We start from the raw sequence: 23283 nt of genomic DNA on the forward strand, positions 1-23283 counted from the left end.
GAGGTCACCGCGGTCGGCGTCGGGTCGGTAGGGTCGTGACCAGGCCCTCCGGGGCCCCGGCAGCTGAAATGCCGGGGACTCGGAGGGCCGTTGTGCTGGTGCGGTCACCGCCGGGCGGGTCAGGCGGCCGCCGCTTCCTGGCTGGGCCCGTAGGTGCGGGCGAACCGGGCGCCCGCGGTCAGCAGGGCGGTGATGTCCGCGTGGGTGCGGTGCTGCCGCTCCGACCACGGCGTTGCGCGGGCGGAGTCCGATCCGGTGTGCGCCTGGATCAGCCGGTCCAGGACGGAGCCCGCCACGAAGGCGGTGTCCGTGTCGCCGTGCTCGCCGTCCTCGCCGACGTGGCGCAGTGCGGTGGACAGGGTCCGCTGCGGGTCGTTGTCGCTCTCATCGCGGACAAACCGCAGCAGCGCCCGGACCATCGCCTTGACCGTCATGGAGTCGTCGTCGGCGAGGTCCGTGCCGCTCGACTGGTCCCGGTTGTAGTTGTGGACACGGATCCAGCCGTCCTTGTCGAGCAGGGAGATGGTGGCCTCCAGGTGGCGGGCCACGGCCTCGCCGGGGGACTCCTCGCCGGACGGGCCGGTCCACACCGGCAGGTAGGAGTCGGCGGTGATCTCCTGCGCCCTGTGCAGCGTGGCATCGGTGAACACGGCAGTGGGGGTGGTCGTCGTCTTGGGCATGCGAGCCTCTCTCAGGGTCGGTGGGTCCGGGCTGTCCGGCTCCCCGTCACCGCCCGACCCGGCCGCCGGGGTGCAGCGGCCGGTGCGGGCGGATCAGGCAACTGGCAGTCGGTTCACCGCGGGGTGGTGGTCACTTCGTCCTGGGTGGGGAAGTTGTGGCGGCCGTCATCCATGCGGACCGTGAGGTGGCCGCCGGTGTGGACCTCTTCCACGGTTCCCTGGGCTCCGGCCTGGTGCCGGGTCCCAAGCGCCTCGATGTCGGTGGTGAGCGTGACGCGGTCTCCGCGCATGGCCATCTCCCTCTGTGACGGTCCGGGCTGTCCGGCTCCCTGTCACCGCCCGACCCGGCCGCCGAGTTCGGTGGCCGGTGCGGGCGGATCGGGCAGCCGTCAGGCCGTGGCCGCGAGGGGCCGGCGCGGGGCGATGATCTGGCCGTCGGGGAGCAGCTCGCCGGTGTCCTCGAACACCAGGACGGAGTTGCAGAGGAGGCTCCAGCCCTGTTCGGGGTGGGAGGCGATGGTGTGCGCGGCCTCGCGGTCGGGGCTGTCGGCGGTCGGGCACGTCGGCCGGTGCGTGCACAGGGACTCCGGCATGCGCCGGGCCGTGCCGGTGGTGGTCGCGGTGTCGAGCGGGGTGCTGCGGTGCATGAGCTCTCCTGGCAGGGGGCGGGCCCGAGACTCTCCCGGACCGAGGGCGTGTGAAAGGGCGGCCGCCCGTGGTGCGGGCGGCGGGTACGCGGCGGGCCAGGGCTGCGGTCGAGAACCTGTCCTCCGGGCCCGCCAGGCGGGACAGCGTCGGTCAGCTCTTGCCGCGCCTGGTGAGGGGCGGGTGGATGTCGGTGACGCGGTGGCCGGCCTCCCAGGCGGCCGCCGCGGTGAGCACAGCGGCCGCCAGGAGCGCTTGAGTGAGGGGGTGGGTCAGGCCACGCGCGGCGATGGCCCGTACCGCGTGGTGCTGGGCGGTACGGGCGGCCGGTATGTGCAAGCCGGCTACTCCTGTTCGGGCTGCGGCTGCGGCGGTGCCCCGCAGGTGCACGGCTCGTGCTTGACCGACTGGTACGGCTTTCCGTCCGCACCGGTGGAGTTCACGGTGACCAGGGTCGGCGGGTGGCCGCAGCCGCTCACCGGACCGTGCCCGTCGCGCTCGTCGACGGCGCCGGGGCTACAGCGTTCTGGCCGCAGCGGCAGGTCCAGAAACCGCACAGGACGCAGGCGTCGTCCGCCGCGCTGACCGGCAGGCTGAAGGACAGCAGCGGGGGCCGGACGTAGCCGGGGGCCATCTCCGCGAGCGTGCGCCGGGCCCGGCGGCCTTCGGGGATCCGGGCGTCGTCCCGCTCGACCATCGTGCGCAGCAGGGTGCCGACCTGGTGGAGGGAGTCGGTCTCGTCCCGCTCGTAGCCGCGGGAGTCGTCTTCGCGGCGGATGTCGTCGATCTTTCCGGCGCGCGGGGCCAGGGTGGCGGTCATGCCGCGACCTCCCAACCGGTCCGGGCGCGACGGGCGGTGCGCACCACAGCCAGCTTGGCGGCGAGCTCGGCGATCCGCTCGTTCTGCTGCCGCAGGAGTACGGCCTGGTGCGGCATGCCACCGCTCCGGGTCGGCATCCGGCGGGCCTCGCGGTTCAGCTTCACGGCGAGGTCCTGGAGCTTGTTCCACTCCTGGTCGCTGGCCTCGTCGGCGGTGATCGCGGCGGCGAGGCGCTGGGCCTGGAGCTCGCGGAGGGCGACCAGCTCGTAGCCGGAACGGCCACCGCGGACCAGGTCGTCGACGCGGTCGTTGCCGTCGCCGTCGCGCAGGGCCAGCTCCTCGCAGGCCGCCCGGACGGGGCAGCCGTGGCAGAAGCCGATCGCCTCGGCACGCTGCGCCTGCCAGGTGGCTGGCGGTTCACCGTCGGCCCGGAAGAATAGGTCGGGGTCGGCCTTCGTGCAGCGGGCGCCGGCGTCGATCGCGGCCTGGAGCACCGGGCGCCGCATCCGGCGGGCCTGAGTGGATGTCATCCTGTGCATGTGCGTCTTCCCTTTCGTGGAGGGGGACTGCAAAGACGACCCCCGGGGGCCTAAGCCCGGGGGTTCGTCGTTTCATGACTGCCGTACGAGCAGCCAAGGCCCTGGCCGCCCCTCTTATGGGGTGGCCAGGGCCTTGGTCGTTCGTCCGCAGCTGATCAGCTCGCGCGGTGTCCGGGGTGCAGCGTCTTGAGCGGCACCGGCGGCGCACCCAAGGGCGCCTCGCCGACAGGGAACTGCGCGCGCCGGGTGTCGGCATCACGGACCGCGGATTCGGCCGCCGCCCACTGTTCCGTGCGCAGCTGCCACAGGGGCCGGTCGTTGCCGCGCTCGTCGTCCGCCGGCGCCTGCCGCTGCGCGGCGATCTGGCTGACGGCCGGGGCGATCGCGACCTTGGGCTTGCGCCGCACGGTGGTCTTGCGTCGGTGACCGGTCTCCGCGTGACCGTCCTCCAGGCGCTCCTGCCACTGCTTGAGCGACACGTCGACCGTGACCAGGCGGTTGCTGCCCAGGCGGCAGCGGACGGCCGCGTCCTTCCCCGTACGGCCGGTGTCGTGCGGCACGACCTTGGGCGCCGTGCTCCGGAGGCCGGTGATCGGCACCCACGTCTCGCAGTCGGGGCAGATCAGCGATGCGCAACCCCGGCGCAGGTCGTACTGGTGGGGTTTGAGGGCGGACAGGGCCAGCGCCGGGCGGGCGTTGACGGTGCGGGAGCGGGTCCGGCTCCGGCGGGGGCGGGCGGTGCGCTCAAGGGTCGAGGCAGACATCTGGACTCCTCACAGGCGGAGCGGCAGGGGCGCGGGTCGCGATGCTCTCTCTGCCCTCCGGGCCGCACGGCACGAGGCCGGCGTCCCGTAGGACAGACAGCGCACAGCGCTGCGACGTACACGCAGTGGTCGCGGCCGTCAGGCTCCGGGGGAGTTCGATGGTGCTCTCGCGTCCTCAGCTCGCCTGATGACGTGCCCCCAGCGAGCTGAGGGCTACCCCGGCCGCCCCGAAGGGCGGACGACTACTGCGGTCTTGCGGTGATGCGGTCCTACGTCTTTGCCGATGTCGCCGAGGCGACCAACCGTGTCGACGTGGATAACCTAACCAGTACACTCGGTGCCGTGTCAACCAGGTTGGGCAGGCTATCTATTCGAGCGAGGTGGCTCTACGATGTGGCTTATGACGGACGAGGCCATGCAACCCTTCGAGCGCATCGCGCAGGACGTGCGTGAACAGGTTCGACTCAGGCAGCTCAAGCCTGGCGACAAACTGGAGAGCACCAGGGAGTTGGCGAACAGGTACGCCGTCGCGCCCGGAACGGTGCAGCGCGCCTTCGCCGAGCTGCGACGGGACGGAGTCATCTACTCCCACACGGGCCGCGGGAGCTTCATCCGCGAGAACGCCCTCGAGGCGCTTGCTGACCCGACTGCACAGACCATCAGGCGCCTTGAGGAGCAGATCGCTGATCTGACCGCGCGACTCGAACGTGTCGAGCAGAACCAGAGGAGCGGGTCGGCACGGACCTGAGCCCGACCAAGACGCCGGCCTGCCTCGTTCTCCTGCAGTGGCAACCACGGTGTCCCCCGTTCTTCATCGGCATCACTTCGACGGAGATCAGCTTCGGGGTCGCAGGCGCCTTCGCGAGATGTCCCCGCGTAGAAGAGGTGTAGCAATAGCGTCGCAACAGGGCTCTTCCTGCCTGGCAACAGAGCGTCATGGGGGTGTGTAGTGATCGCAGTGGAGCAGTGGACAGGCGAGGAGGCACTGCTGTTGCGATCGGTAATGCGCGCGTCGGTGCGGGGATTCGCTGATCATCTCGGGATCAGCCCGCGGACGGTTTCGCACTGGCAGAGAAACAGGACCAGCGTGTGCCGTCCGCAGATGGCGCAGATCCTCGATACGGCGCTGCACCAGTGCACCCCCGAGGAGCAGGAGGCGTTCCGCCTGCGCCTGGCGGCTCTCCACGGCACCACCATCGCCGCCGCCGGGGTCGATACTCCGCAGCCGACGCCTTGCACCGTCGTCTCCCATAAGTTCCTGCCGGCCTACGTGGGCGAGCGAATCGCCCCCCTGTACGCCGTCGGTACTCCGGCGCCCTGCGGCCCTGGAGGCTTAGAGCGACGGACGCTGCCGGTCGGACACCGCTCGGCCCAGTCGTCGACGGTCCACGTCTACGGGTGCGGCGTCGCCGTCGTCCACCTCGAAGAGCATCACCGTGTCGAGTCGCTGACTGATCTGGCGGTGTGGCGATACCGCACCTATCTGCAGGAACCCGACTGGGCGGGCAAGCAGCTCACACAGCTCATGAAGCTCCACGGCACCGAGGAAGCACCTGCTCACGAGGTGCCCGCGCCGCAGTATGTGCTGTCGGTCTACGAACTCCGAGAGAACTCGTGGACGGGTGCGGGGCTGGATACCGCGCTGCAGCTCCTGGCGACGCCTTCTGTCCTGGTCAACCGCCAGGACCCGGCGAACGTCGTCTCGCTCGGGCCGGACGTCGAGGCCGCCAAGTTCCGCGAGGGCTGGTCGCACGCCGAGGCTGTCCCCTTCGGTGGCGGCGTCTCGCAGGGTGTCGCCGGCTGGTCTGGGGTCTCGTACCACCCACAACCGGATGAGCGCGCCCTCACGACGAGTCAGATCGTCGCTCTGGAGTTGGACGTCCAAGCCCTGTGGGCTCTCTCCTCCCACGTGCTGCATACCGTCGAGGACGGCCACGACCCGGTGATGCCTCCCGAGTACGGCTGGCGGTTTCTGCGAAGTGCCTACTACCGGCTCACAACCGCGCGCCCCACCGAGACGGCACAGCACCGCGTGATGCGCGAAGCGATCTTGACCACGAGCGAACTCCCCGATCGGCTTCGCGCCGCTCAGGACGCCCTCCGAGACAGCACCCCTTGATGGCCATGGGAAAGGTGAACGGGTTGGACCCGCGATCGACAGCGCTGCTGGTTATCGACGTGCAGCAGGGCTTCGTCAACCAGCACAGCCGCGACGTTGTCCCGACGGTCGTACGGCTGGTGGACGGCTGGCGAGCAGCCGGCGCTCCGGTGGTCTTCACCCGGTTCCACAACGCGCCAGGCTCGCCGTACGAAACGATTTCCGGTTGGAAGCGGCTGCGCACTGCGGAGGAGCAGGCGTTCGTGGAGGAGCTGGCGCCCTTCGTCGACGCCTCGGCCCTGGTCATCGACAAGGGCCAAGCGTCGCTCTTCACGCCCGAGGGATCACAGCTCATCCGGGACGCCGGCTGGAGTGACCTGGTGCTGTGTGGTATCGACACCGACGCCTGCGTGTACGACTCCGCCACCGCTGCCTACCAACGGGGCTACCGGCCGTGGGTCGTCACCGACGCTTGTGCCTCCAGCGGCGGCTCCCAGTACCACGAGGCCGCTCTGCTGCTCGCGACCCGGAACCTGGGCGCCGATCAGCTCATCACCAGCGAAGTCGCTCTGTCACGTATCAGCGGAACTGGAGGGATGCAGTGAGTACACCTTCGTTCGACGCCGACGTTCTGGTCGTCGGGGCCGGCCCCGCTGGCGTGGCGGCCGCCCTCATGGCCACCAGCCTCAACATGAAGGTCCTCGTCGTGGAGGCCGACAGCGTCGGCGGCAAGCTCCTGACCATCGGCGCTCTGGAGAACGTCTCCGGCAACTGGACGACCGGCCCACAGCTGGCCGAGGCCCTGGCCGAGGATCTGTCCCGCCTCGAGCAGGCCGGTCGGTGCTCGCTGGTCCGATCTTGTGCGGTGGGGGTCAAGGGGCACTCCGACCGAGCGGAAGTCCTCCTCGCGGCTGGCCAGGTGCTCACCGCGCAGGCGGTCGTGGTTGGCACGGGCGTGCACGCGATGACGCCTTCCGACACCGAATGGATCAGCGCCGCGCCTTCGCTGTCCACGCCTCCGCTGTGGCGTGCGAAGCCCGAGCAGGTCGGGCCACGAACGTACGTACTTGGGGGTGACAGGCCGCTGGGCACCTGGCTACGGGCTCACCCTCAGTCCCCTGCCACGCTCCATGTCCTTGCCCCGGCAACGGACGACTACAAGTTGGCGGAGGTGTCAGGGGACGATCGAGTCCGGGTAGTTCCGGTTTCCCACGTTGCCATTTCACAGGCCCGTCACGGGACCGACTTCATCGTGGAGGTCGAGAATCGCGGAGGAGAGCACAGCACCTACGTCGCAACGGCGGTGTTGAGCAATCTCGGTAATCGGCCGGCGGCTCTCGAAGGGCTCGCGCTAGACGAGGACGGATACTGCCCGCCGGAAATGCAGCACCCTCGGATCTTCATCGCCGGGGATCTGCGGTCGGGTCGGTTCCAGCGCATCACCACGGCACAAGGCTCAGGAGCTGAAGCAGCTCTGGCGTACTACTACTCCACCGCGCTGCAGCAGGGTTGACGGAGGAGTTGACGTGCCGGAGCAGGAAGGAATCTTCCCTTGGGGCGGGCTCGGCATTCCGGGTACCCCGCACGCTACCTGCGCATTCTCATGTCACAAGCGCAACGTCCATCGTGGCAAGGCGGGGAGCCAGGTGCGGTCGGTCGGCATTTCGCACGGGCACACCTGTTCCTGCTCCCGGAGATCGTCGGGACGTGTATCTTTTGGGGCATCATTCTCTATGGTGGAGGTCCCGATGTCTGATCCGCTGAGGCGAATTGACGCCCTGGTGGAGGAGGACACTCTCCCCCCGCCCCAGGTCCGGCAGCAACTGCGGCTTGCCGCCGGCCTCACACAGGCCGAAGTCGCGGACGCCATCGGCGTCCAACGCCTCGCCGTCGCAAGGTGGGAAGCAGGACTCACCCAGCCTCACCGCGGCAATCGCCTGAAGTACGCGCATCTTCTGCGAAAGCTGTCCGCGAAGCATCCGGATGCCGCCGCCGAGGGGGCCCCCGATGAGGGGTGACCCCTCGGTCCGGGCCGTTTTCGGGGTCGCCGACGCCGCCTTCGGAATCGAGGGGGTCGGGATGACCTAACGGCCATCGGCCGCGCGCGCCGGGAGCGGATTAACCACCCGCTGGCCTCGCGCGGCCCGTCTTGCTCAGGTCCCAGTTTGCCGCTGGTCCTGAGCTGCGGCTCACCGAGCCGCTCGTTTTTCTCCGGCCCCTAACCAGGGCCACACCTGGCCACTACCACGGCCACCACAGCCGCGTCAGCACCAGCTGCACACGGCACCACACCGGCCCCTAACCAGGGCCACTGCAGTACCCCACCGCAAGCCCCCACCACAGGGGCTCTGCGATAGCACCACCACCGAGACGAGAGGAGTCGCCTCCATCCGCCGTTCGGTGGCTGCCCGCTCCTCCCGGAGGGGGCTGTCACCTACATCCACTCACCGACCAGGCCGCTCGCGGACTGTGTCAGGTTCGCTATGGAAGTGGTGTCCTCGTCATAGTGCACGATCTGGTGTCCCCTGAAAAGCCGACAACTGCCCGTTTCATCACCTTTTGCGCAGTATCAGGCTGCTGTTTGATCGGATTCACAGGCTCTCGCGCCGGTCGCCGAACCCAGTTCGCGGGTGTCGGGTCATTGAGCCGCATCCCGGACGGCGGGACGCGTTTCAAGATTTCTACCCGCCAGGCGGGAGCGCACCGGGCTCTCGCAGCTTCCCGGACTCTGTCGACAGGCTGCCTACACGAGGCTGCCGAGATGATCTCCATCTCCTCCATTCGGGCGGGCCGGTGAGCGCCGTGGCGGCACCGCCCGCTTCGTTCGAGCGCCCCCGCACGGAGTCGTCTGTCCCGGCCGGGCCGGTACCGGAGCGGGCCGCGGGACATCCGCTGTCGCTCGGTCGCGATGCCCGCGCCCGTCTGGGTGGCGCGGTGCGCTCGCTGCTAGACCTGGCCGGCCTGGACGGTGCATCGGACGCGGTGCGCCTGGCCGTGCTCGTCCTGGCGTCGCGGACCCCTTTGGAGACCGGCGCGGTGGAGATCCGCACGTCCGAGCTGGGCCGGTGGCTCGGGCTGTCCCCGTCGTACACGGCCTCCAACGTGGTGCCTGGGCTGCGCCGCTCGGGCGTGGTCTCCGTCGCCACGGCGGAGGGCGAGTACGGCCAGGACATCGGCCTGAAGTGCCGGGTGCTGCCGCTGTGGGCGGCGCAGGACGTGGCTGGGCACCCGCTGAACCTGGCGAAGAAAGAGTTTGCAACGCTGCTGCGGCTGCTGGAGGCCGTAATGGGGCCTGGCTGGACGCACCGGGACGGCTCGTTGACCCCGGCCGGCCTGATCGGTACGCGTACCGGTCGCGGCGCGGCGACGGACCGCCTGGCGCTGCTGCTGCTGGTGCTGGAAGCGCGGGAGACCGGGCGGGTGCGGCAGTGCGGCGGCACGGTGGACACCAAGCGCGGCCGCGCCGCGGCGACGGTGGCCCGGCTGCTGGGCTGCACGGCGTCGGCGGGGGAGCGGGTGCTGGAGCGCCTGGAGGACCGGGAACTGGTGCTGCGGGTGCGGCTGAAGACGGCCTCGGGCCTGTCGAACCGGTCGCGGCTGATGGTGCCGGCGGTCGCCGCCGCGCGCGGCCGTACGGTCGCTGACGACGTCCAGAATGTCCGTGCGGAGGCCCTGAAGGCCGAGTTTTCAGACCCCGACGTTCCGGCAGGGCCTGTTCAGGCGCCGCAGCGAGAGATGAAAGCACAGGTCAGCGGGGTGCTGGTGACGGATGAGGCTGCTGCTGCAGAGCCCGACGTTGCGGCAGCCCTTCACACTAATCACCCTCACCTGGTTACTCCCTTCGTTCCTCCGCAGCGCTCTGGTGGCTTTTCCGGCGAAGGCCGTGGGGCTGAAGGCCGTCGCCCGGAGCGCGCGTGCCCGGGCGAGGACCCGGCCGCCGACGGCGAGAGCCCCGTTGCCGGGACCAGGTCGCCGGTGCCTGAGGGCGGCCCGCTCCGCGGGGAACTGCTCAATGAGTCCCCGGTCGATGAGCGGGGTGGGCAGCGCGTTGCCTCGGCGGGGGCCGTTGGCCGGCCGAAGGCCGTGGGTGGTGGAAAGGCGCAGCAGCAGCGGAGGGTGGGTCTGCCTGCTGATCTGCGTCTGCGGGTGGCACTGGGGCCGGTCTCGTGGCTGTGGGAGCAGCTGTCCGGCTGGCAGCAGGACCAGGTGGAGGCGGTCGCGAAGGCGGAGCTGGCGCAGTTGGCGGGCCTGGGCGTGGCGCCGGAGGGCGCGCCGCGGCTGCTGGCCGATCGGCTCACCGACCGCCTGGAGGAGACCGGCGGCGAGGCCCTGGTCACCAGCCCGTACGGCTGGCTGATCCGGCGGGGCCTGGTCCGGCGGCCGTCCTGCCCGGACCGGCGCTGCGACGACGGGATCCGTCTGGACACCGGGACTGAGTGCGAGAACTGCGCCAACGTGATCCACGTCCGGCGCGCCCACCGGGCCCGGATCAGGGCGGACATCGATCGGGAGCTGCCCGGCCTGTCCGACGGCGAGCGTCGGCGCATCCTTGAGGAGCGACTGCGCGGGCAGGCGGCCATCGAGGCGGAGGACCTGGCGTGGCGTCGGGAGCAGGTCCGCGAGCAGCAGGCCCGCCGGGATGCCGCCCGTGCGGCTGCGGCACAGCGAGCGGAAGCTGACTGCGTGGCTGCGGCTGCCGCCGACGCGGTGCGCCAGGCCCTGCCGTGCGAGGACTGCGGGCGGGACCAGGCGGCCGGTTTGTGTGAGCGGTGCGACCACCGTCGTCAGACCGAGGCCCTGATCGGTGAGGCCGTTTTCCTGCAGGCGGTCTGGTCCGCCGACCCGTGCAACCTGGGCAGCGTTGCGGCTGTCGCGGCTGTGGTCCGGACGGCCATCGGCGACAGCATCGCCACCACGTGGCAGGAGTTCCTGCAGATTACCGACGTGGCCGCCCTGGAGAGCGACCCGGAGGCAGCGCAGGACGCGTATGTTTTCGCCGCGCTGCAGACCGCGCAGCAGGCCGTTCAGGAGTGCCAGGACACCGCCCTGGCGATGTTGGGCCGGACCGAGGAAGCGGAGATCGAGGCCCGGCGGGCGTACAAGACCGAGCAGGGCCGCCACTGGTTCAAGCACAACCCGAACGGCGCTGACGCCATCGCGGCCGCGGCCGCGACCGAGGCCGCCGAGACGGCCCGCGGGCGCGTGGCCGAGTACCTGCTCGCGGCACGGTTGGAGCAGCTGCGTGAGCTCGCCGCCCTTCAGCTGGACGGCGACACGGCCGTGGCGGTGATCGCATGAACGAGCTGAGCGGCGTCGACCTCGCGCGCCAAGCCCTGGCAGCAGCCCGGGAGGCGGCGAAGAAGAACGGTGCCACCACCAAGAAGCCGAAGCGGCGCACCGGCACAGTCGTACGGCGTGACGGGCGCGAGCCGCTCGGGCTCGGCGCGGCAATCGGCCTGATGATGACCGAGCGCGGCATGGCCGTTCCGGCCGTCGGCGGAAGTGTCCTCGCCCGGTTCGACGACATCCTTGCCACAGCCGTGCCCGAACTCGCCGGCCGAGCCCAGGCCGTGGCGTTCGACGTGGACACCGGCCGCCTCGACGTCGTCCCCGACGCTCCGACCGTCGGCACGAAGCTGCGCTGGAGCGCGCCGCAGCTGATCGCGGCGGCCAACGCGGCGGCGGCCCACGCGAACGTCCACGCCGTACACGTCCTGGCACCCGCGCCCGTGGAGGCCGGCCCCGCCACGGCCGCCGTCCCGGCTCCGCGGCCGTCTGCGCCCGTCAGGCCGATGGAGCATAGGACTCCACCGGACGGCTACCGCCGTGCCATCGAGGCGCACCGTCGGGCCGCGCCGCCGTCCCGAGTTGATGTGGCCATAGCGGAAGCGGTGGAGCGGCAGACCGCCGCGATGCGGGAACTGGCACGCCAGGCCTTCTCTGCCCCGGAGGGTGCGCCGGCCCCGATCGAGCAGGCCCGCGCCCAGCGCCGGCGGCAGGCCGCGGCGACCGAGGCAGCCGCGCTGCGCCGGGCCCGAGCTGACCGAGCCCGGCGCCTTTCGGCTCCGGAGACTGTGCCGATGCCGCAGCAAGGCCGGGCTGGTGAAGCGGCGTGACTGGCCTGCATCTTGGCACACGTGCCCTCGCCTCCTACCGCGCGGGCCGCCCCCGATCCCGGGGGTCCGTGCCGAGCGCGCCGGACAGCTGGTGCGGCCGCCGCTGTCTTGGGTCAGGCCAAGCAAGTCCCCTGCGGGCCAGCAGGTGTGGTGGCAGGCTGAGTTAGGACGAAAGGTGGGGGATTCGTGCGGGGTGACAGACGGCAGATTCAGACGGCGGTTCTGGGCGGTGCGGACTCGGAGGAGCCACTGATGCTTCCGCTGGAGGCGATCGAGCTGGATGCCTTCCGCCGGCAGCACGACCAGGACACGTTCTGGTGCGGGCTGCTGCTCGGGGGATGCGGTCTGCAGCTGACGACGAAGCTGTATACCGACCGGGTCTGCCATTTCGCTCATCACCCTGGCCCGGACGGGATGCCGCACTGCGGGCGCAGCGCCCGGGGTGTGGCCAGCGCTGATCACCTGTACGTGAAGTCTGCGGCCGCCTCGTGGCTGCGTGGCCGCGGTGTGCAGGCTAACTTCGACTTCGGCCAGCCGACTGGCTCGGTACTCGACATCCGGTTCGAGTCCAGAGGGCTGCGTGTGCACCTGGACGCAGCGGTGGCGCCTGTGTGGGATGAGGAAGGCAGGGAGCCGGTGCTGGGAGCGTCGGTTCCCGTGGACCAGGGCACGCTGATCAGACGCTGGTATGTCCACCGCATCCGTCTGGACAGCGAGGGCACCAGCCGACGGGTCCGCATCGGTACCGAGGCGTTCACCCGGGGCGTCGAGTGGTTCGGGCTGGACGAATGCGAGATGACCGAGCGCGGTTTGTCGACGCCGGCGGTGGAACGGATCGTCCGTTCCCGCGGTACCCGCCCCGGCTCGACGTGGGCGGTGGGGAAGGCCGACCGGAAGGTCCCGGACGCGCTGGCGCGTGCGCGGTTGCTGCTTCGAAAGCTGGCCGACGCCCGCAGGGTGGAGTCCGTGCTTCTCGTGGCCCAGGTGTCACGCGAGATTTCGGCGATGACAGACGTCCCGGGTGAGATGCGGAGTCAGCTGACCGCTGCCGCAGGGGATGCTGCGCGTTGGCTCGCGGTGCAGGGCGAGGTGAGACGGGACCTGTTCGCTCGCCTGGAGGGGGCTGTCGCCGCAGAAAATCCCGAGGAGACCGGACAACTCTTGGTACGGGTCAATGCCGTAGCCAGTCATGATCGCACTGCAACCGAGAACGCCGTTGTGGACTCGGCGGCCGCGTACCTTGCGGCCCTGGCGCGGCAGAGGCAGGCCGACGCCGCGGCCGTACGGGCCGAGCAGGAGGGCCTTCGAGCTCAACAGGCTGCGGGCCAGGTCCGGAAACTGCTGGCCGATTTACAGCGAGACGAGTCCAAGCTGTCGCGGCAGACGAGGCGCAGGTTGGTGAACGAGCTCGTGCACGCGGCGGCACTGGCCGCTGATCGGGTTGATGCAGCTCAGCAGTGGAAGATCGACTATTGGAAGACGAAGGCGGATGCCGGAAAGCCTCCGGTCCAGACCGCACGGTCGACACCTCTGCCGGCTCCGCGTACGCCCCGGCCGAAGCAGAATGTGCCGCTGCACGAACAACTGAGCCGCGGCCTGTGGCTCAGCAGACCCTGCCCGACCTGCGACGCCGCCAGGGGCATGAAGTGCCTTAACGACGATGCTACGAGGAACCAGGGCCCGTGGCAGATCCCCCATGACGAGCGGCTTCGGCTCATCATCAGCGAACGGAGATCCCGAGCCGGCGAGAAGCAGCGCTCGGCGCGGCCGGAGGAACGTTCACGCCGGTCGCAGACGACTTCGCAGTCTCCCCGCGTCACTGACATCGTCTGTCCTACCTGTGGGGCCCGGCCCGGCTCGCGTTGCAGCACACCGGACGGCCGCCCGCACCACCCCCGCGTAGCACAGTTCCGACGCCGGTTCTCCTCCCGCTGACTGTCGCGCAGCGAAGAACTCGGCCGCCGTTTCGCCCGCCTGCGCACCGACGGTTCACCCCCGCGTCGGCGGGGAGCACGGCCACAGCGCCGGGTAGGCAGAAGGATGGAGCGAACCACCCCCGCGTCGGCGGGGAGCACGCCCTGGTCATCGACAAAGCTCAGGCATCGGTCGAACCACCGCCGCGTCGGCGGGGAGCACAGCGCTGTCGATCGCGGGTTCAACCCGTCCACCGAACCACCCCCGCGTCGCTGGGGAGCACGGGAGGGGTCGGTCATTGTCTTGACCGGCTGCCGAACCACCCCCGCGTCGGCGGGGAGCACACTGCCGGTGGTTCTCTCGCGCTCTCTGGTGGCGAACCACCCCCGCGTCGGCGGGGAGCACGCAGTGAGCGGGGATGAAGCTCCGGCGGCCGCCGAACCACCCCCGCGTCGGCGGGGAGCACCAGCCGTGGTCACCGGTGGACTCTGCCGCCATCGAACCACCCCCGCATCGGCGGGGAGCACGACCGGGAGGGAAGGGAGCTCGGCCGGGTCGCCGAACCACCCCCGCGTCGGCGGGGAGCACGGCTCCGACGAGGGTCGGTCGGCGCTGGCCTACGAACCACCCCCGCGTCGGCGGGGAGCACGAGGTGACGGGCGGGGCGGTGAGCCAGCGCGTCGAACCACCCCCGCGTCGGCGGGGAGCACCGCGTGCCGCTGCAAGGCGGCCGCCTCATGAGCGAACCACCCCGCGTCGGCGGGGAGCACGATGACGAAGCGACGGTCGACGGCAACCGCCACGAACCACCCCCGCGTCGGCGGGGAGCACCGCTCCTGGGTGTCCGGGTCATCGGCCAGTAGCGAACCACCCCCGCGTCGGCGGGGAGCACATCATGGGCTTGCCCTACAACTTGCCGCACAACGAACCACACGCGTCGGCGGGGAGCACACGCTCCTCCGGGGGTTCAACTTCTCCGAGACGAACCACCCCCGCGTCGGCGGGGAGCACAGGGAATCGTGATGCCGATCTGTGCAAGTGTCCGAACCACCCCCGCGTCGGCGGGGAGCACCTCCTCTGCCGGGCCACCGAGCCCGATCTCGGCGAACCACCCCCGCGTCGGCGGGGAGCACCCATCTCGCAGCTGAGCGATGGGGTGTGTCGGCGAACCACCCCCGCCTCTGCGGGGATCACGCCGGCATCCCGGCGTGTACTCACGCGTAGAGCGAACCACCCCCGCGTCGGCGGGGAGCACGTCGTGCGTGTAGCTGTTCACGCGGTCACCGCCGAACCACCCCCGCGTCGGCGGGGAGCACGATGGTAGCGAGGTCGCCGAGATTGGCGCGGGCGAACCACCCCCGCGTCGGAGGGGAGCACGGGCAGGCCCAACGGGCTGAGGCCCCTGACGCCGACCCACCCCCGCGTCGGCGGGGAGCAAACATGAGGCCCAGCAGGCGCATGGCCCAGGTCGAACCACCCCCGCGTCGGCGGGGAGCAAACATGAGGCCCAGCAGGCGCATGGCCCAGGTCGAACCACCCCCGCGTCGGCGGGGAGCACCACACGCGGAGCCAACGACCGGCGCAACTCGTCGAACCATCCCCGTGTCGGCGGGGAGCACAACCTTCCCGGAGGATTGGCCAAGTGCCTTTTCGAACCACCCCCGCGTCGGCGGGGAGCACGACGCTTTCGCGACGCCCGCCGTGCAGTCCGGCGAACCACCCCCGCGTCGGCGGGGAGCACGGACCAGGGCGTCCCGCTCGCTGGCCGTCGCCCCACATGCGAACCACCCCCGCGTCGGCGGGGAGCACTCCGCGTACCGGGTCCCGGCCGAGTGGGTCAGCGAACCACCCCCGCGTCGGCGGGGAGCACACCCCAAAGTCCGCCGGCGCCCAGGTCCGGTTCGAACCACCCCCGCGTCGGCGGGGAGCACGGGGCGTACGGGCCCGGCCACATGGTCGGGACCGAACCACCCCCGCGTCGGCGGGGAGCACCACAAGGCGAGCAGGTCGGGCATGTCGTCCGACGAACCACCCCCGCGTCGGCGGGGAGCACGCGATCAGGTACATCAGCGCCCGGCCCAGGACCGAACCACCCCCGCGACGGCGGGGAGCACCTGCTCGCCCGCGGCCACGAGCCCACCGGCCCCGAACCACCCCCGCGTCGGCGGGGAGCACGTGTTGACGGGGCTACGGGCACACGATGAACGGGAACCACCCCCGCGTCGGCGGGGAGCACAGGCGCTGCGCAAACCGCAGGAGCAGCTGGTACGAACCACCCCCGCGTCGGCGGGGAGCACCCGGACCGGCTTCGGCCGGGGGCGTGACAGATCGAACCACCTCCGCGTCGGCGGGGAGCACGACGGCGGAACCCTCGCGGGCCACGCAAGGGCCGAACCACCCCCGCGTCGGCGGGGAGCACCGGCACCATCCAGCTCCGCGGCTACCGGCGGGCGAACCACCCCCGCGTCGGCGGGGAGCACCGCGGCCGCAAGTGCGCAATCTTTCTGGTCGCCGAACCACCCCCGCGTCGGCGGGGAGCACTGACCCCGCGTGGCCTCGGACACCTCGCTCGTCGAATCACCCCCGCGTCGGCGCGGAGCACTGGATCGCATCCAGAACCGCCATCCAGAGGACCGAACCACCCCCGCGTCGGCGGGGAGCACGGTGGCAGCCCAGGCGGCGGCCGCGGCAAGGCCGAACCACCCCCGCGTCGGCGGGGAGCACCTGCTCTACCCGGCCACGGGCACCTGGCGCGGCGAACCACCCCCGCGTCGGCGGGGAGCACTCGCATCGGGTCAGTGAAGGAACCTCGGGATTCGAACCACCCCCGCGTCGGCGGGGAGCACGCCCTCCAGCTCACGGGCCCGCACATGCAGGACGAACCACCCCCGCGTCGGCGGGGAGCACGAAATATCGGCTGCTTCGCACATGGCGAGCAGCGAACCACCCCCGCGTCGGCGGGGAGCACCACACTGCGGGGATGAGCACCACGCGCCGGACCGAACCACCCCCGCGTCGGCGGGGAGCACGGTGGATGGATCATCCAGCGGTGCCCGAAATCCGAACCACCCCCGCGTCGGCGGGGAGCACTTCGCCGTCGGCGTCCACGCACTGGACGAGACCGAACCACCCCCGCGTCGGCGGGGAGCACGTCCTCGCGGAGCTGGTGCCAGACGTAGATGGCGAACCACCCCCGCGTCGGCGGGGAGCACCGACGTGCGTACCCTGCTCGCGAATCGTGATCCGAACCACCCCCGCGTCGGCGGGGAGCACGGATCCATCCCCCGGCTCCTCGCGGACACCGGCGAACCACCCCCGCGTCGGCGGGGAGCACCAGTCCGCGAGCATCTCCAGCCCCGATACCGTCGAACCACCCCCGCGTCGGCGGGGAGCACATCAACTACGACTGGACGGAGGAGGCCGCGGACGAACCACCCCCGCGTCGGCGGGGAGCACCGCCTCGATGAGGCACTCGGGGCAGACGGCAACGAACCACCCCCGCGTCGGCGGGGAGCACGTATCGATGCCCCGGCCCGCGGCCCGTGCGAGCGAACCACCCCCGCGTCGGCGGGGAGCACCTGCTCCCCGAAGGCGCCAGCTTCAAGTTCATCGAACCACCCCCGCGTCGGCGGGGAGCACGTCATACGGGAGCACCAGGAGCCAATCGTCTACGAACCACCCCCGCGTCGGCGGGGAGCACTCGGGCGCAGGACGACGCCCTGGCCCTGACGACGAACCACCCCCGCGTCGGCGGGGAGCACGCCGGGATCAGCGGGAGGTCGTCGTACGTCAGCGAACCACCCCCGCGTCGGCGGGGAGCACTGCAGAGCATCGGGAGCGATCCAGCGGACGTTCGAACCACCCCCGCGTCGGCGGGGAGCACTGAAAGCGCCTTTATGGTCCTCGCCCAACAGCCGAACCACCCCCGCGTCGGCGGGGAGCACTCCCCCTTGTTGTTGTCGTTGTTGTTGCCCGAACCACCCCCGCGTCGGCGGGGAGCACCCTGGTCAAGGCGGGCGCACGGCTGGCTGCACCGAACCACCCCCGCGTCGGCGGGGAGCACGGTGTTCTAGCCGCCATCAAGGACAAGCTCGGCGAACCACCCCCGCGTCGGCGGGGAGCACCACCACACCCAGAAACGGATCACCATGAAGATCGAACCACCCCCGCGTCGGCGGGGAGCACAGCGCCTCCCGTAGGCGGCGCCGGTAGCGCTGCGAACCACCCCCGCGTCGGCGGGGAGCACGGAACTGGCCGGGGTGCCGACATTCGACAAGGCGAACCACCCCCGCGTCGGCGGGGAGCACTACCGAATCAGGAGATCGAGTACCGCTGCGGGCGAACCACCCCCGCGTCGGCGGGGAGCACGGTCTACGGACCGGGGACCGGGAGACCCACCGCGAACCACCCCCGCGTCGGCGGGGAGCACACATCGAACTACTGCCGGCCCAGGGCTCCGCGCGAACCACCCCCGCGTCGGCGGGGAGCACCTGTACACGGTGGCCGGCATAAGCCTCCGCAGCGAACCACCCCCGCGTCGGCGGGGAGCACTGAGCCGAACTGCATCCCCGGAAATCGAGGACCGAACCACCCCCGCGTCGGCGGGGAGCACCGTCGAGGGCTCTCTTGGCCATGGTGCGTCCCCGAACCACCCCCGCGTCGGCGGGGAGCACGAGAAGGTGCTCCGCCTGTCGTGGGTGATCGTCGAACCACCCCCGCGTCGGCGGGGAGCACTCTTCGCGACCTGCGGCTTCTCAGTGGCTTTGCATCTTCTTTGCCCTTCGAGGTGGCGTCACGGTTTCGGGCATGACCGAAGCCTACGACGTTCGCGCTAATACAGGAGCGATCCAGGGTGCCACCGGATTGTGGTTGGCTGCGGGACAGCTCGCAACAGCTGGGTGAGGGGAGCGGTCGTGATGAGCCGGCCTGAGGTGGATGAAAGCCTGTGGGGGAAGGCCCGTGGGTTGGAGGGGGTGAAGTACCCGGTGGTGCGGCATCTGCTCGATGCGGCGGCCATGGCGCAGTTCTTGTGGGATGAGTACCTGACTGACAACCAGCGTGTGGTCATCTCTGCTGGTTTGCAGTGTGTGGGTCGGCCCGATGAGGCTCGTGCGCTGGTCGGGCTGTGTGCTGGTTTGCATGATCTGGGAAAGATTTCCGGTTTCCAGTTCTGTAACCGGCGTGCTGCGGCAGGGCTCAGTGCGGGACTGCTCGGTGATCTTGGGAAGATCGGTGATGAGCAGGTCCGCCACGACGTGGCAGGGATGCGGGCTACTGCTGCGGTGTTGGCCACTTTGGGATTCGAGGATGTGTCGGATCCCGATGAGGAGAAGGGACCCATCGCGCGGATTGCCGAGGTCATTGGTGGGCACCACGGCCGTTTCCACCGGCATGAGTCTTTGTTCAGCAGTCCGGCGTATGAGGCGTTCCTGGGAGGTGAAAAGTGGGCTGGTCAGAGGTCCGCGCATGCCCGTGCTGTTCATGCGGTGCTCGGTGCGCCGACGATGCCGGACAAGTTCGCTGCGCCAGCGGCTGTTCTTGTAACGGGTGTGGTGGTTCTGGCTGACTGGCTTGTCAGCCAGGAGAGCTACGTGCGCGAGCGTTGCGGTTCACTGGTTGTTGGCTTGGAGCGGCACTTCGCGCAGTCGTGTGTTGATGCGAAGCGACTGGTCCGAGATGCGGGACTGGTGCCCGTTGAGCTTGTGCGCAAGCCGTTCGCTGAGGCTTATGGCATCGATGGGGCACCGAACGCTCTGCAGCGTTCGCTGGCCTCGGACTTGCCGGTAGCGCTCGAAGGGGCATTCCAGGAGAAGGGTGCTGTCGGCAGGGCCGGGATTCTCGTGGTGACGGCTGCTCCTGGTGATGGGAAGAGTGAGGCCGCGCTGGAGGCGGAGCGGGTGCTTTCTGCGCGTTTTGGGACGCGGGGGTTTGCTTTCTTGTTGCCGACGATGGCGACGAGCGATCAAATGCACGGCCGGGTTGCCGGTGTCCTCGCCCGGCAGGAGGCGGCCGGGTCTGGGTTGGCGCTGACCCACAGCATGTCTTGGCTCAACAGTGCCTACGGCGAGGATGGTCTCGGTCCGGGTGACCGGGTGCTGGTGTGTGATGGAGACGAGGCGGGGCAGGATGACGGGCCGGCACGCCGGCTGGCGGCCTTGCGTCCGGCGCGGTGGTTGCGTGGTGCGAAGCGGGCTCTGCTGGCCCAGTACGCGGTCGGCACGATCGATCAGGCGTTGATGGCGGTGTTGCCGGTTCGGCACAACATGTTGCGGCTGTTGGGGCTGTCGGGCAAGACGTTCATCGTGGATGAAGCCCACGCCTATGACCCCTACATGCAGGTGCTGTTAGGGCGCCTTTTGAACTGGTTGGGAGCCTACGGGGTGCCGGTGGTGCTGTTGTCGGCGACCTTGCCGGGGTCGGTGAGCGACCAGCTCGTCAAGCAGTACCTGCAAGGTGTCGGGCATACGCCGAAGAGTCTCAAGGCGCGGTCGTTCCCGGTGCCGTATCCGGGCTGGCTGTATGTCGACGCCGGCAGCGGCCACTGCACCGAGATCAGTGCGGCGGATCGGGAGGAGCAGGCTCGGCAGCGCCGTATGGACCTGGTTGTCGAGGTTGAGCCTGTCGACGGGAGCCGGCCGGATGGTGCGCGCGGTCGCCTTGCCGTCATCGGCCGGCTCGTGGCCCCGGCTTTGGAGGAAGGGGCCGGGTGTGTGCTTGTGGTGTGTAACACCGTCGGTGAGGCTCAGGACACCTACACCTATCTGTGCGAGCTGAGTGCGGGACGGCTGGAGGCAGGGGGTGTGCAGCTGCTGCATGCGCGTTTTCCCGCAACGATGCGGGAGGCGCGTACCCGGCAGGTCGCCGGGGGGATGGGCCGGTCGGGACCGCGGCCACAGGGGCGGATCATCGTGGCCACCCAGGTGGTGGAGCAGTCACTGGATCTGGACGCGGATGTGGTGATCAGTGATCTGGCCCCGATGGCGTTGCTTTTGCAGCGTGCCGGGCGGTGCTGGCGGCACGAGACGTGGTGGGCCGAGCACGGGCGGCCGGACGGCAAGGACCGTCCCGGCTGGGCGTTGAAGACAGGGCCCCGGCTGGTGGTGCTCGATCCTTTGAGTGGTGGCGGGGGAGTACCGCGGCAGTGGGGCGAGGTCTATCACGAGGCCGTCTTGCGCGAGACGTCCCAGGCCTTGGCCGAGCGGGGGGTGGAGCCGGTTCGGGTGCCGGATGACGTGCAGGAGCTGGTGGAACGGGTCCACGGAGTCGGTTCGGGTCGCTACAACTTCGACAACCCGGAGGCCTCAGCGGCCTGGAGTGCCTACGTGGGGGAGGAGGCCGCCCACCGCGGGGCAGGGAACATGGTGGTGATTCCCCGCGCAAGGTCGGTAATCGGTCTTGACGAGCTGCACCGTACGCCTGGGACAGATGACGAGTGGCAGGCTGCGACACGGCTGGGGGCGGATTCGGTACGACTGCTGTGTGTGTACGTCCATGACGGTGGGCGGGAGAGCCTGGATCTGGCCGGTGAAATCCGGTTGCCCTGTGCAACGGTGGGCGAAACTCCGACCGCGGCCGAGGTACGCCTGGTGATGGGGCAGACCATCCCGGTCAACGCGCAGTGGTTCCGTGATGCGGACCGCGTCGACCTCAGGCCACCACCGGCTTGGACGGAACACCCGATGTTGGGCGACCTTGTCGTGCTGCGCCAGCAGATCCGCGACGGACAGCCGGTGCCTGTAGCAGTAGGACGTCACCGGATCTGGCTGGAGGACGACCTTGGTCTGCGACGCGCATAACCGGCCCACAGACCGCGCTCCGGGCTACCCCACATCCGGGGGTAGCCGGGACCGCATGCCTCCGGGGCAGACGCATGGGCGTCTCTTAATGCAGATTCTGCTCATCTGAGGACAGACCGCTGCCCGCCTTGCTGTACTAGGCCTCGCACGGCGGCCCGGGGGCGTTGTCAGTGGTCCCTGCTTCACTGTGCGCGGGATAGTTGCGCGTGTACGTGTAGCTGCCAGGGGCAGGGCGCGTGTGCGGCTTTGCCCGGGCGGCAGAGATGGCGGACAGCATGGCTGAAGGGTTCGACCTGCGGGACGAGCCGTGGATCCCGGTGCGCTTAGGCAGCGGTGCATCGGTGATGGTGGGGCTGCGTGAGCTGTTCCACCGGGCGCATGACATCGAGGACCTGGAGCTACCGGTGCCGCCCGCGGCGTCGGGACTGTTACGGCTGCTGGCGGCTGTAACCGCCCGGATCAAGGTCCATGACGGCATCGCCCTGGACGATGAGGATCTGGCGGATGAGCCGCCGGAATGGATCCGGGTGCGCAACCGTGTGTTGCGGCAGAAGGCCTTCGACGCGGATGCGGTGGATGAGTATCTCGACTGCAGGGTTCCGCAGGGCCGTTTCGACCTGTTCCATCCTGAGCGGCCGTTCATGCAAGACCCCCGTCTGCGGACGGAGTGCGTCGACGGCAAGGGCCTGCCGAACCCCTCCGGGGTCAACAAACTGGTGCTTGGGCGACCCACGGGTGTCAACGGTGCTGTCCTGTTCGGACACTTCACCGACACCGCTCCGCTGCCCGTTCCGGCCGCCGAGGCTGCATGGCATCTGATCGCCCAGCTGTACTACGGGCCCTCCGGCCAATGCACACCACGCCGGATTACGACGGTCAAGCCCGGAAACGGCGACGCGGGCCCCTTGCGGAAGTCCCTGTCGTACCACCCCTGGGCGGACAGCCTCTATACGACGCTCATCCTGTCCGTGCCTCAGCCCACCGTCGGGGAGCCGGATCCCTTGGACACGTGTCCGTGGGAGGAGGAGTCGCTGCCTGATCCGTTGGGTGCTTTGCCCGCGCCGAGCTGGCCCGGACGGCTGCTGACCGGACGGGCCCGACATGCCGCCCTCCTCGTGCCTTCACCTGACGGCAGATCGGTCACGGACGCCTATCTGACCTGGTCCACGCATGAGCCGGCGGTGCCGGCTCCTGACCCCTACGTCATCCTCGACATGCCAAGGGCCGGTGACGGCGAGCCGTACCCGCGGCCCGCGGACGCCGGCCGGGCGTTGTGGCGGGACCTGGACGCGCTGCTCCTCAAGGGCGGGGGCCAGGCCCGGCGGCCGGCGGTGTTCGAGAACCTGCCCGCGTCACTGAGGGCCGGTCTACGGGTTCGGGCATACGGCTTCGACCAGGACGGCCAGCAGAAGGACAGTTCCTGGTTCGAGGCGACGACGCCGCCGGTTCTGGGCTGGCAGGAGGACGGATCCAGCCCCGAGATGGCCGTGCGCGTCGGGCACACCAGGGAGTTCGCGGAGCAGACCGGTGACCGGCTGCGCTATGCCGCCCTTCTGGCCTGGAAGATCGCGACCGACCCGGGAGTCGACCCCGACGGCAAAGTGAAACTGGATCGGAAAAAGCCGGGCCCCTGGGCGCAGGCAGCCCTCGCCCACTACTGGCCGGCCGCCGAGAAGATCTTCTGGACCCTCCTGGCTCCCGGCCGTCTCGACGATCCATTGCGGCCGGCGTTCGTGGAGGCGGCACTCGATGCCCTGGACGCGGCCATCGGGGCCCGCAGCGCAGATGTACGCGTGGCGCGGGCCCGGATGAACGCGCGCAGGGTACTGCGTTCGCTGCTCCGCCACACAACCATTCCGCAGCAGTCCCCAGGAACGCTTTCGGGAAGTGAACGATGACAACCATCCCTGT

18 protein-coding genes and 2 CRISPR repeat arrays are annotated in these 23283 nt (G+C 70.2%); of the genes, 11 read left to right on the forward strand and 7 right to left on the reverse strand.

Going from position 1 to position 23283, the window contains the following annotated elements:
* Positions 1-119 precede the first annotated feature (119 nt).
* The 7 genes from ACZ4M3_RS31665 to ACZ4M3_RS31695 form a co-directional block, all read right to left on the reverse strand.
* Entirely contained in the window at positions 120-680 is a 561-nt protein-coding gene (locus ACZ4M3_RS31665; RefSeq protein WP_467738471.1) for a DUF6197 family protein, read from the reverse strand.
* A 113-nt stretch (positions 681-793) separates the two neighbouring features.
* A complete protein-coding gene (locus tag ACZ4M3_RS31670; protein ID WP_467738473.1) occupies positions 794-970 on the reverse strand; it encodes a hypothetical protein in 177 nt (58 codons plus the stop codon).
* A gap of 99 nt (positions 971-1069) precedes the next feature.
* Positions 1070-1261, reverse strand: coding sequence for a DUF5999 family protein (locus ACZ4M3_RS31675; RefSeq protein WP_467738620.1), 192 nt, complete (start codon positions 1259-1261; stop codon positions 1070-1072).
* Between the two features lie 217 nt (positions 1262-1478).
* Positions 1479-1664, reverse strand: coding sequence for a hypothetical protein (locus tag ACZ4M3_RS31680; protein WP_467738475.1), 186 nt, complete (start codon positions 1662-1664; stop codon positions 1479-1481).
* A 136-nt stretch (positions 1665-1800) separates the two neighbouring features.
* Complete coding sequence (locus ACZ4M3_RS31685) at positions 1801-2145, reverse strand: hypothetical protein (RefSeq protein ID WP_467738477.1); 345 nt, start codon at positions 2143-2145, stop codon at positions 1801-1803.
* Positions 2142-2675: a WhiB family transcriptional regulator gene (locus tag ACZ4M3_RS31690; protein WP_467738479.1), complete on the reverse strand. Its 534-nt coding sequence runs from the start codon at positions 2673-2675 to the stop codon at positions 2142-2144. Before ACZ4M3_RS31690 ends, ACZ4M3_RS31685 begins: the two co-directional genes overlap by 4 nt.
* Before the next feature lie 164 nt (positions 2676-2839).
* Entirely contained in the window at positions 2840-3448 is a 609-nt protein-coding gene (locus tag ACZ4M3_RS31695) for a hypothetical protein (RefSeq protein ID WP_467738481.1), read from the reverse strand.
* 400 nt (positions 3449-3848) lie between these two features.
* Between ACZ4M3_RS31695 and ACZ4M3_RS31700 the strand changes: the two genes are divergently transcribed.
* The 11 genes from ACZ4M3_RS31700 to casA all read left to right on the forward strand — a co-directional run bounded on the left by ACZ4M3_RS31700 (position 3849) and on the right by casA (position 23270).
* On the forward strand, positions 3849-4196 hold the full coding sequence (locus tag ACZ4M3_RS31700; RefSeq protein ID WP_467738483.1) for a GntR family transcriptional regulator: 348 nt from the start codon (positions 3849-3851) through the stop codon (positions 4194-4196).
* 201 nt (positions 4197-4397) lie between these two features.
* Positions 4398-5567 (forward strand): helix-turn-helix domain-containing protein, encoded by a 1170-nt coding sequence (locus ACZ4M3_RS31705; RefSeq protein WP_467738485.1) that lies wholly within the window; start codon positions 4398-4400, stop codon positions 5565-5567.
* A 5-nt stretch (positions 5568-5572) separates the two neighbouring features.
* Positions 5573-6151: a cysteine hydrolase family protein gene (locus tag ACZ4M3_RS31710; protein WP_467738621.1), complete on the forward strand. Its 579-nt coding sequence runs from the start codon at positions 5573-5575 to the stop codon at positions 6149-6151.
* Entirely contained in the window at positions 6148-7059 is a 912-nt protein-coding gene (locus ACZ4M3_RS31715) for an FAD-dependent oxidoreductase (RefSeq protein WP_467738487.1), read from the forward strand. The genes ACZ4M3_RS31710 and ACZ4M3_RS31715 overlap by 4 nt, the downstream gene beginning before the upstream one ends.
* 235 nt (positions 7060-7294) lie before the next feature.
* On the forward strand, positions 7295-7564 hold the full coding sequence (locus tag ACZ4M3_RS31720; protein ID WP_467738489.1) for a helix-turn-helix transcriptional regulator: 270 nt from the start codon (positions 7295-7297) through the stop codon (positions 7562-7564).
* Positions 7565-8339: 775 nt separating this feature from the next.
* Entirely contained in the window at positions 8340-10844 is a 2505-nt protein-coding gene (locus ACZ4M3_RS31725) for a hypothetical protein (RefSeq protein WP_467738491.1), read from the forward strand.
* Positions 10841-11662, forward strand: a complete 822-nt coding sequence (locus ACZ4M3_RS31730) for a DciA family protein (RefSeq protein ID WP_467738492.1) — start codon at positions 10841-10843, stop codon at positions 11660-11662. Before ACZ4M3_RS31725 ends, ACZ4M3_RS31730 begins: the two co-directional genes overlap by 4 nt.
* A gap of 252 nt (positions 11663-11914) precedes the next feature.
* The gene (locus ACZ4M3_RS31735; RefSeq protein WP_467738494.1) at positions 11915-13597 is read left to right on the forward strand and encodes a zinc finger domain-containing protein; all 1683 of its coding nucleotides are present in this window, start codon (positions 11915-11917) and stop codon (positions 13595-13597) included.
* Positions 13598-13647: 50 nt separating this feature from the next.
* Positions 13648-14287: a CRISPR direct-repeat array (repeat unit 29 nt; unit sequence CGAACCACCCCCGCGTCGGCGGGGAGCAC).
* A gap of 26 nt (positions 14288-14313) precedes the next feature.
* Positions 14314-14439 carry a hypothetical protein gene (locus tag ACZ4M3_RS31740; RefSeq protein WP_467738496.1) on the forward strand — a complete coding sequence of 42 codons (126 nt, stop codon included), beginning with the start codon at positions 14314-14316 and terminating at the stop codon, positions 14437-14439.
* 119 nt (positions 14440-14558) lie between these two features.
* Positions 14559-18310: direct repeats of the CRISPR family, unit length 29 nt; unit sequence CGAACCACCCCCGCGTCGGCGGGGAGCAC.
* Positions 18311-18492: 182 nt separating this feature from the next.
* A complete protein-coding gene (gene cas3 / locus ACZ4M3_RS31745) occupies positions 18493-21372 on the forward strand; it encodes a CRISPR-associated helicase Cas3' (RefSeq protein WP_467738498.1) in 2880 nt (959 codons plus the stop codon).
* A gap of 275 nt (positions 21373-21647) precedes the next feature.
* Complete coding sequence (casA, locus tag ACZ4M3_RS31750) at positions 21648-23270, forward strand: type I-E CRISPR-associated protein Cse1/CasA (RefSeq protein ID WP_467738500.1); 1623 nt, start codon at positions 21648-21650, stop codon at positions 23268-23270.
* Positions 23271-23283 lie beyond the last annotated feature (13 nt).

Source organism: Streptomyces sp. NPDC026522 (genome assembly GCF_055567555.1).

Bases quoted from the DNA above. Each gene is read 5' to 3' on its own strand.
- ACZ4M3_RS31720 (WP_467738489.1), top strand. From the start codon at position 7,295: ATGTCTGATCCGCTGAGGCGAATTGACGCCCTGGTGGAGGAGGACACT.
- cas3 (WP_467738498.1), top strand. From the start codon at position 18,493: ATGAGCCGGCCTGAGGTGGATGAAAGCCTGTGGGGGAAGGCCCGTGGG.
- ACZ4M3_RS31665 (WP_467738471.1), bottom strand. From the start codon at position 680: ATGCCCAAGACGACGACCACCCCCACTGCCGTGTTCACCGATGCCACG.
- ACZ4M3_RS31670 (WP_467738473.1), bottom strand. From the start codon at position 970: ATGCGCGGAGACCGCGTCACGCTCACCACCGACATCGAGGCGCTTGGG.
- ACZ4M3_RS31700 (WP_467738483.1), top strand. From the start codon at position 3,849: ATGACGGACGAGGCCATGCAACCCTTCGAGCGCATCGCGCAGGACGTG.
- ACZ4M3_RS31740 (WP_467738496.1), top strand. From the start codon at position 14,314: ATGAGCGAACCACCCCGCGTCGGCGGGGAGCACGATGACGAAGCGACG.
- ACZ4M3_RS31685 (WP_467738477.1), bottom strand. From the start codon at position 2,145: ATGACCGCCACCCTGGCCCCGCGCGCCGGAAAGATCGACGACATCCGC.
- ACZ4M3_RS31690 (WP_467738479.1), bottom strand. From the start codon at position 2,675: ATGACATCCACTCAGGCCCGCCGGATGCGGCGCCCGGTGCTCCAGGCC.
- ACZ4M3_RS31730 (WP_467738492.1), top strand. From the start codon at position 10,841: ATGAACGAGCTGAGCGGCGTCGACCTCGCGCGCCAAGCCCTGGCAGCA.
- casA (WP_467738500.1), top strand. From the start codon at position 21,648: ATGGCTGAAGGGTTCGACCTGCGGGACGAGCCGTGGATCCCGGTGCGC.
- ACZ4M3_RS31710 (WP_467738621.1), top strand. From the start codon at position 5,573: ATGGGAAAGGTGAACGGGTTGGACCCGCGATCGACAGCGCTGCTGGTT.
- ACZ4M3_RS31695 (WP_467738481.1), bottom strand. From the start codon at position 3,448: ATGTCTGCCTCGACCCTTGAGCGCACCGCCCGCCCCCGCCGGAGCCGG.
- ACZ4M3_RS31735 (WP_467738494.1), top strand. From the start codon at position 11,915: ATGCTTCCGCTGGAGGCGATCGAGCTGGATGCCTTCCGCCGGCAGCAC.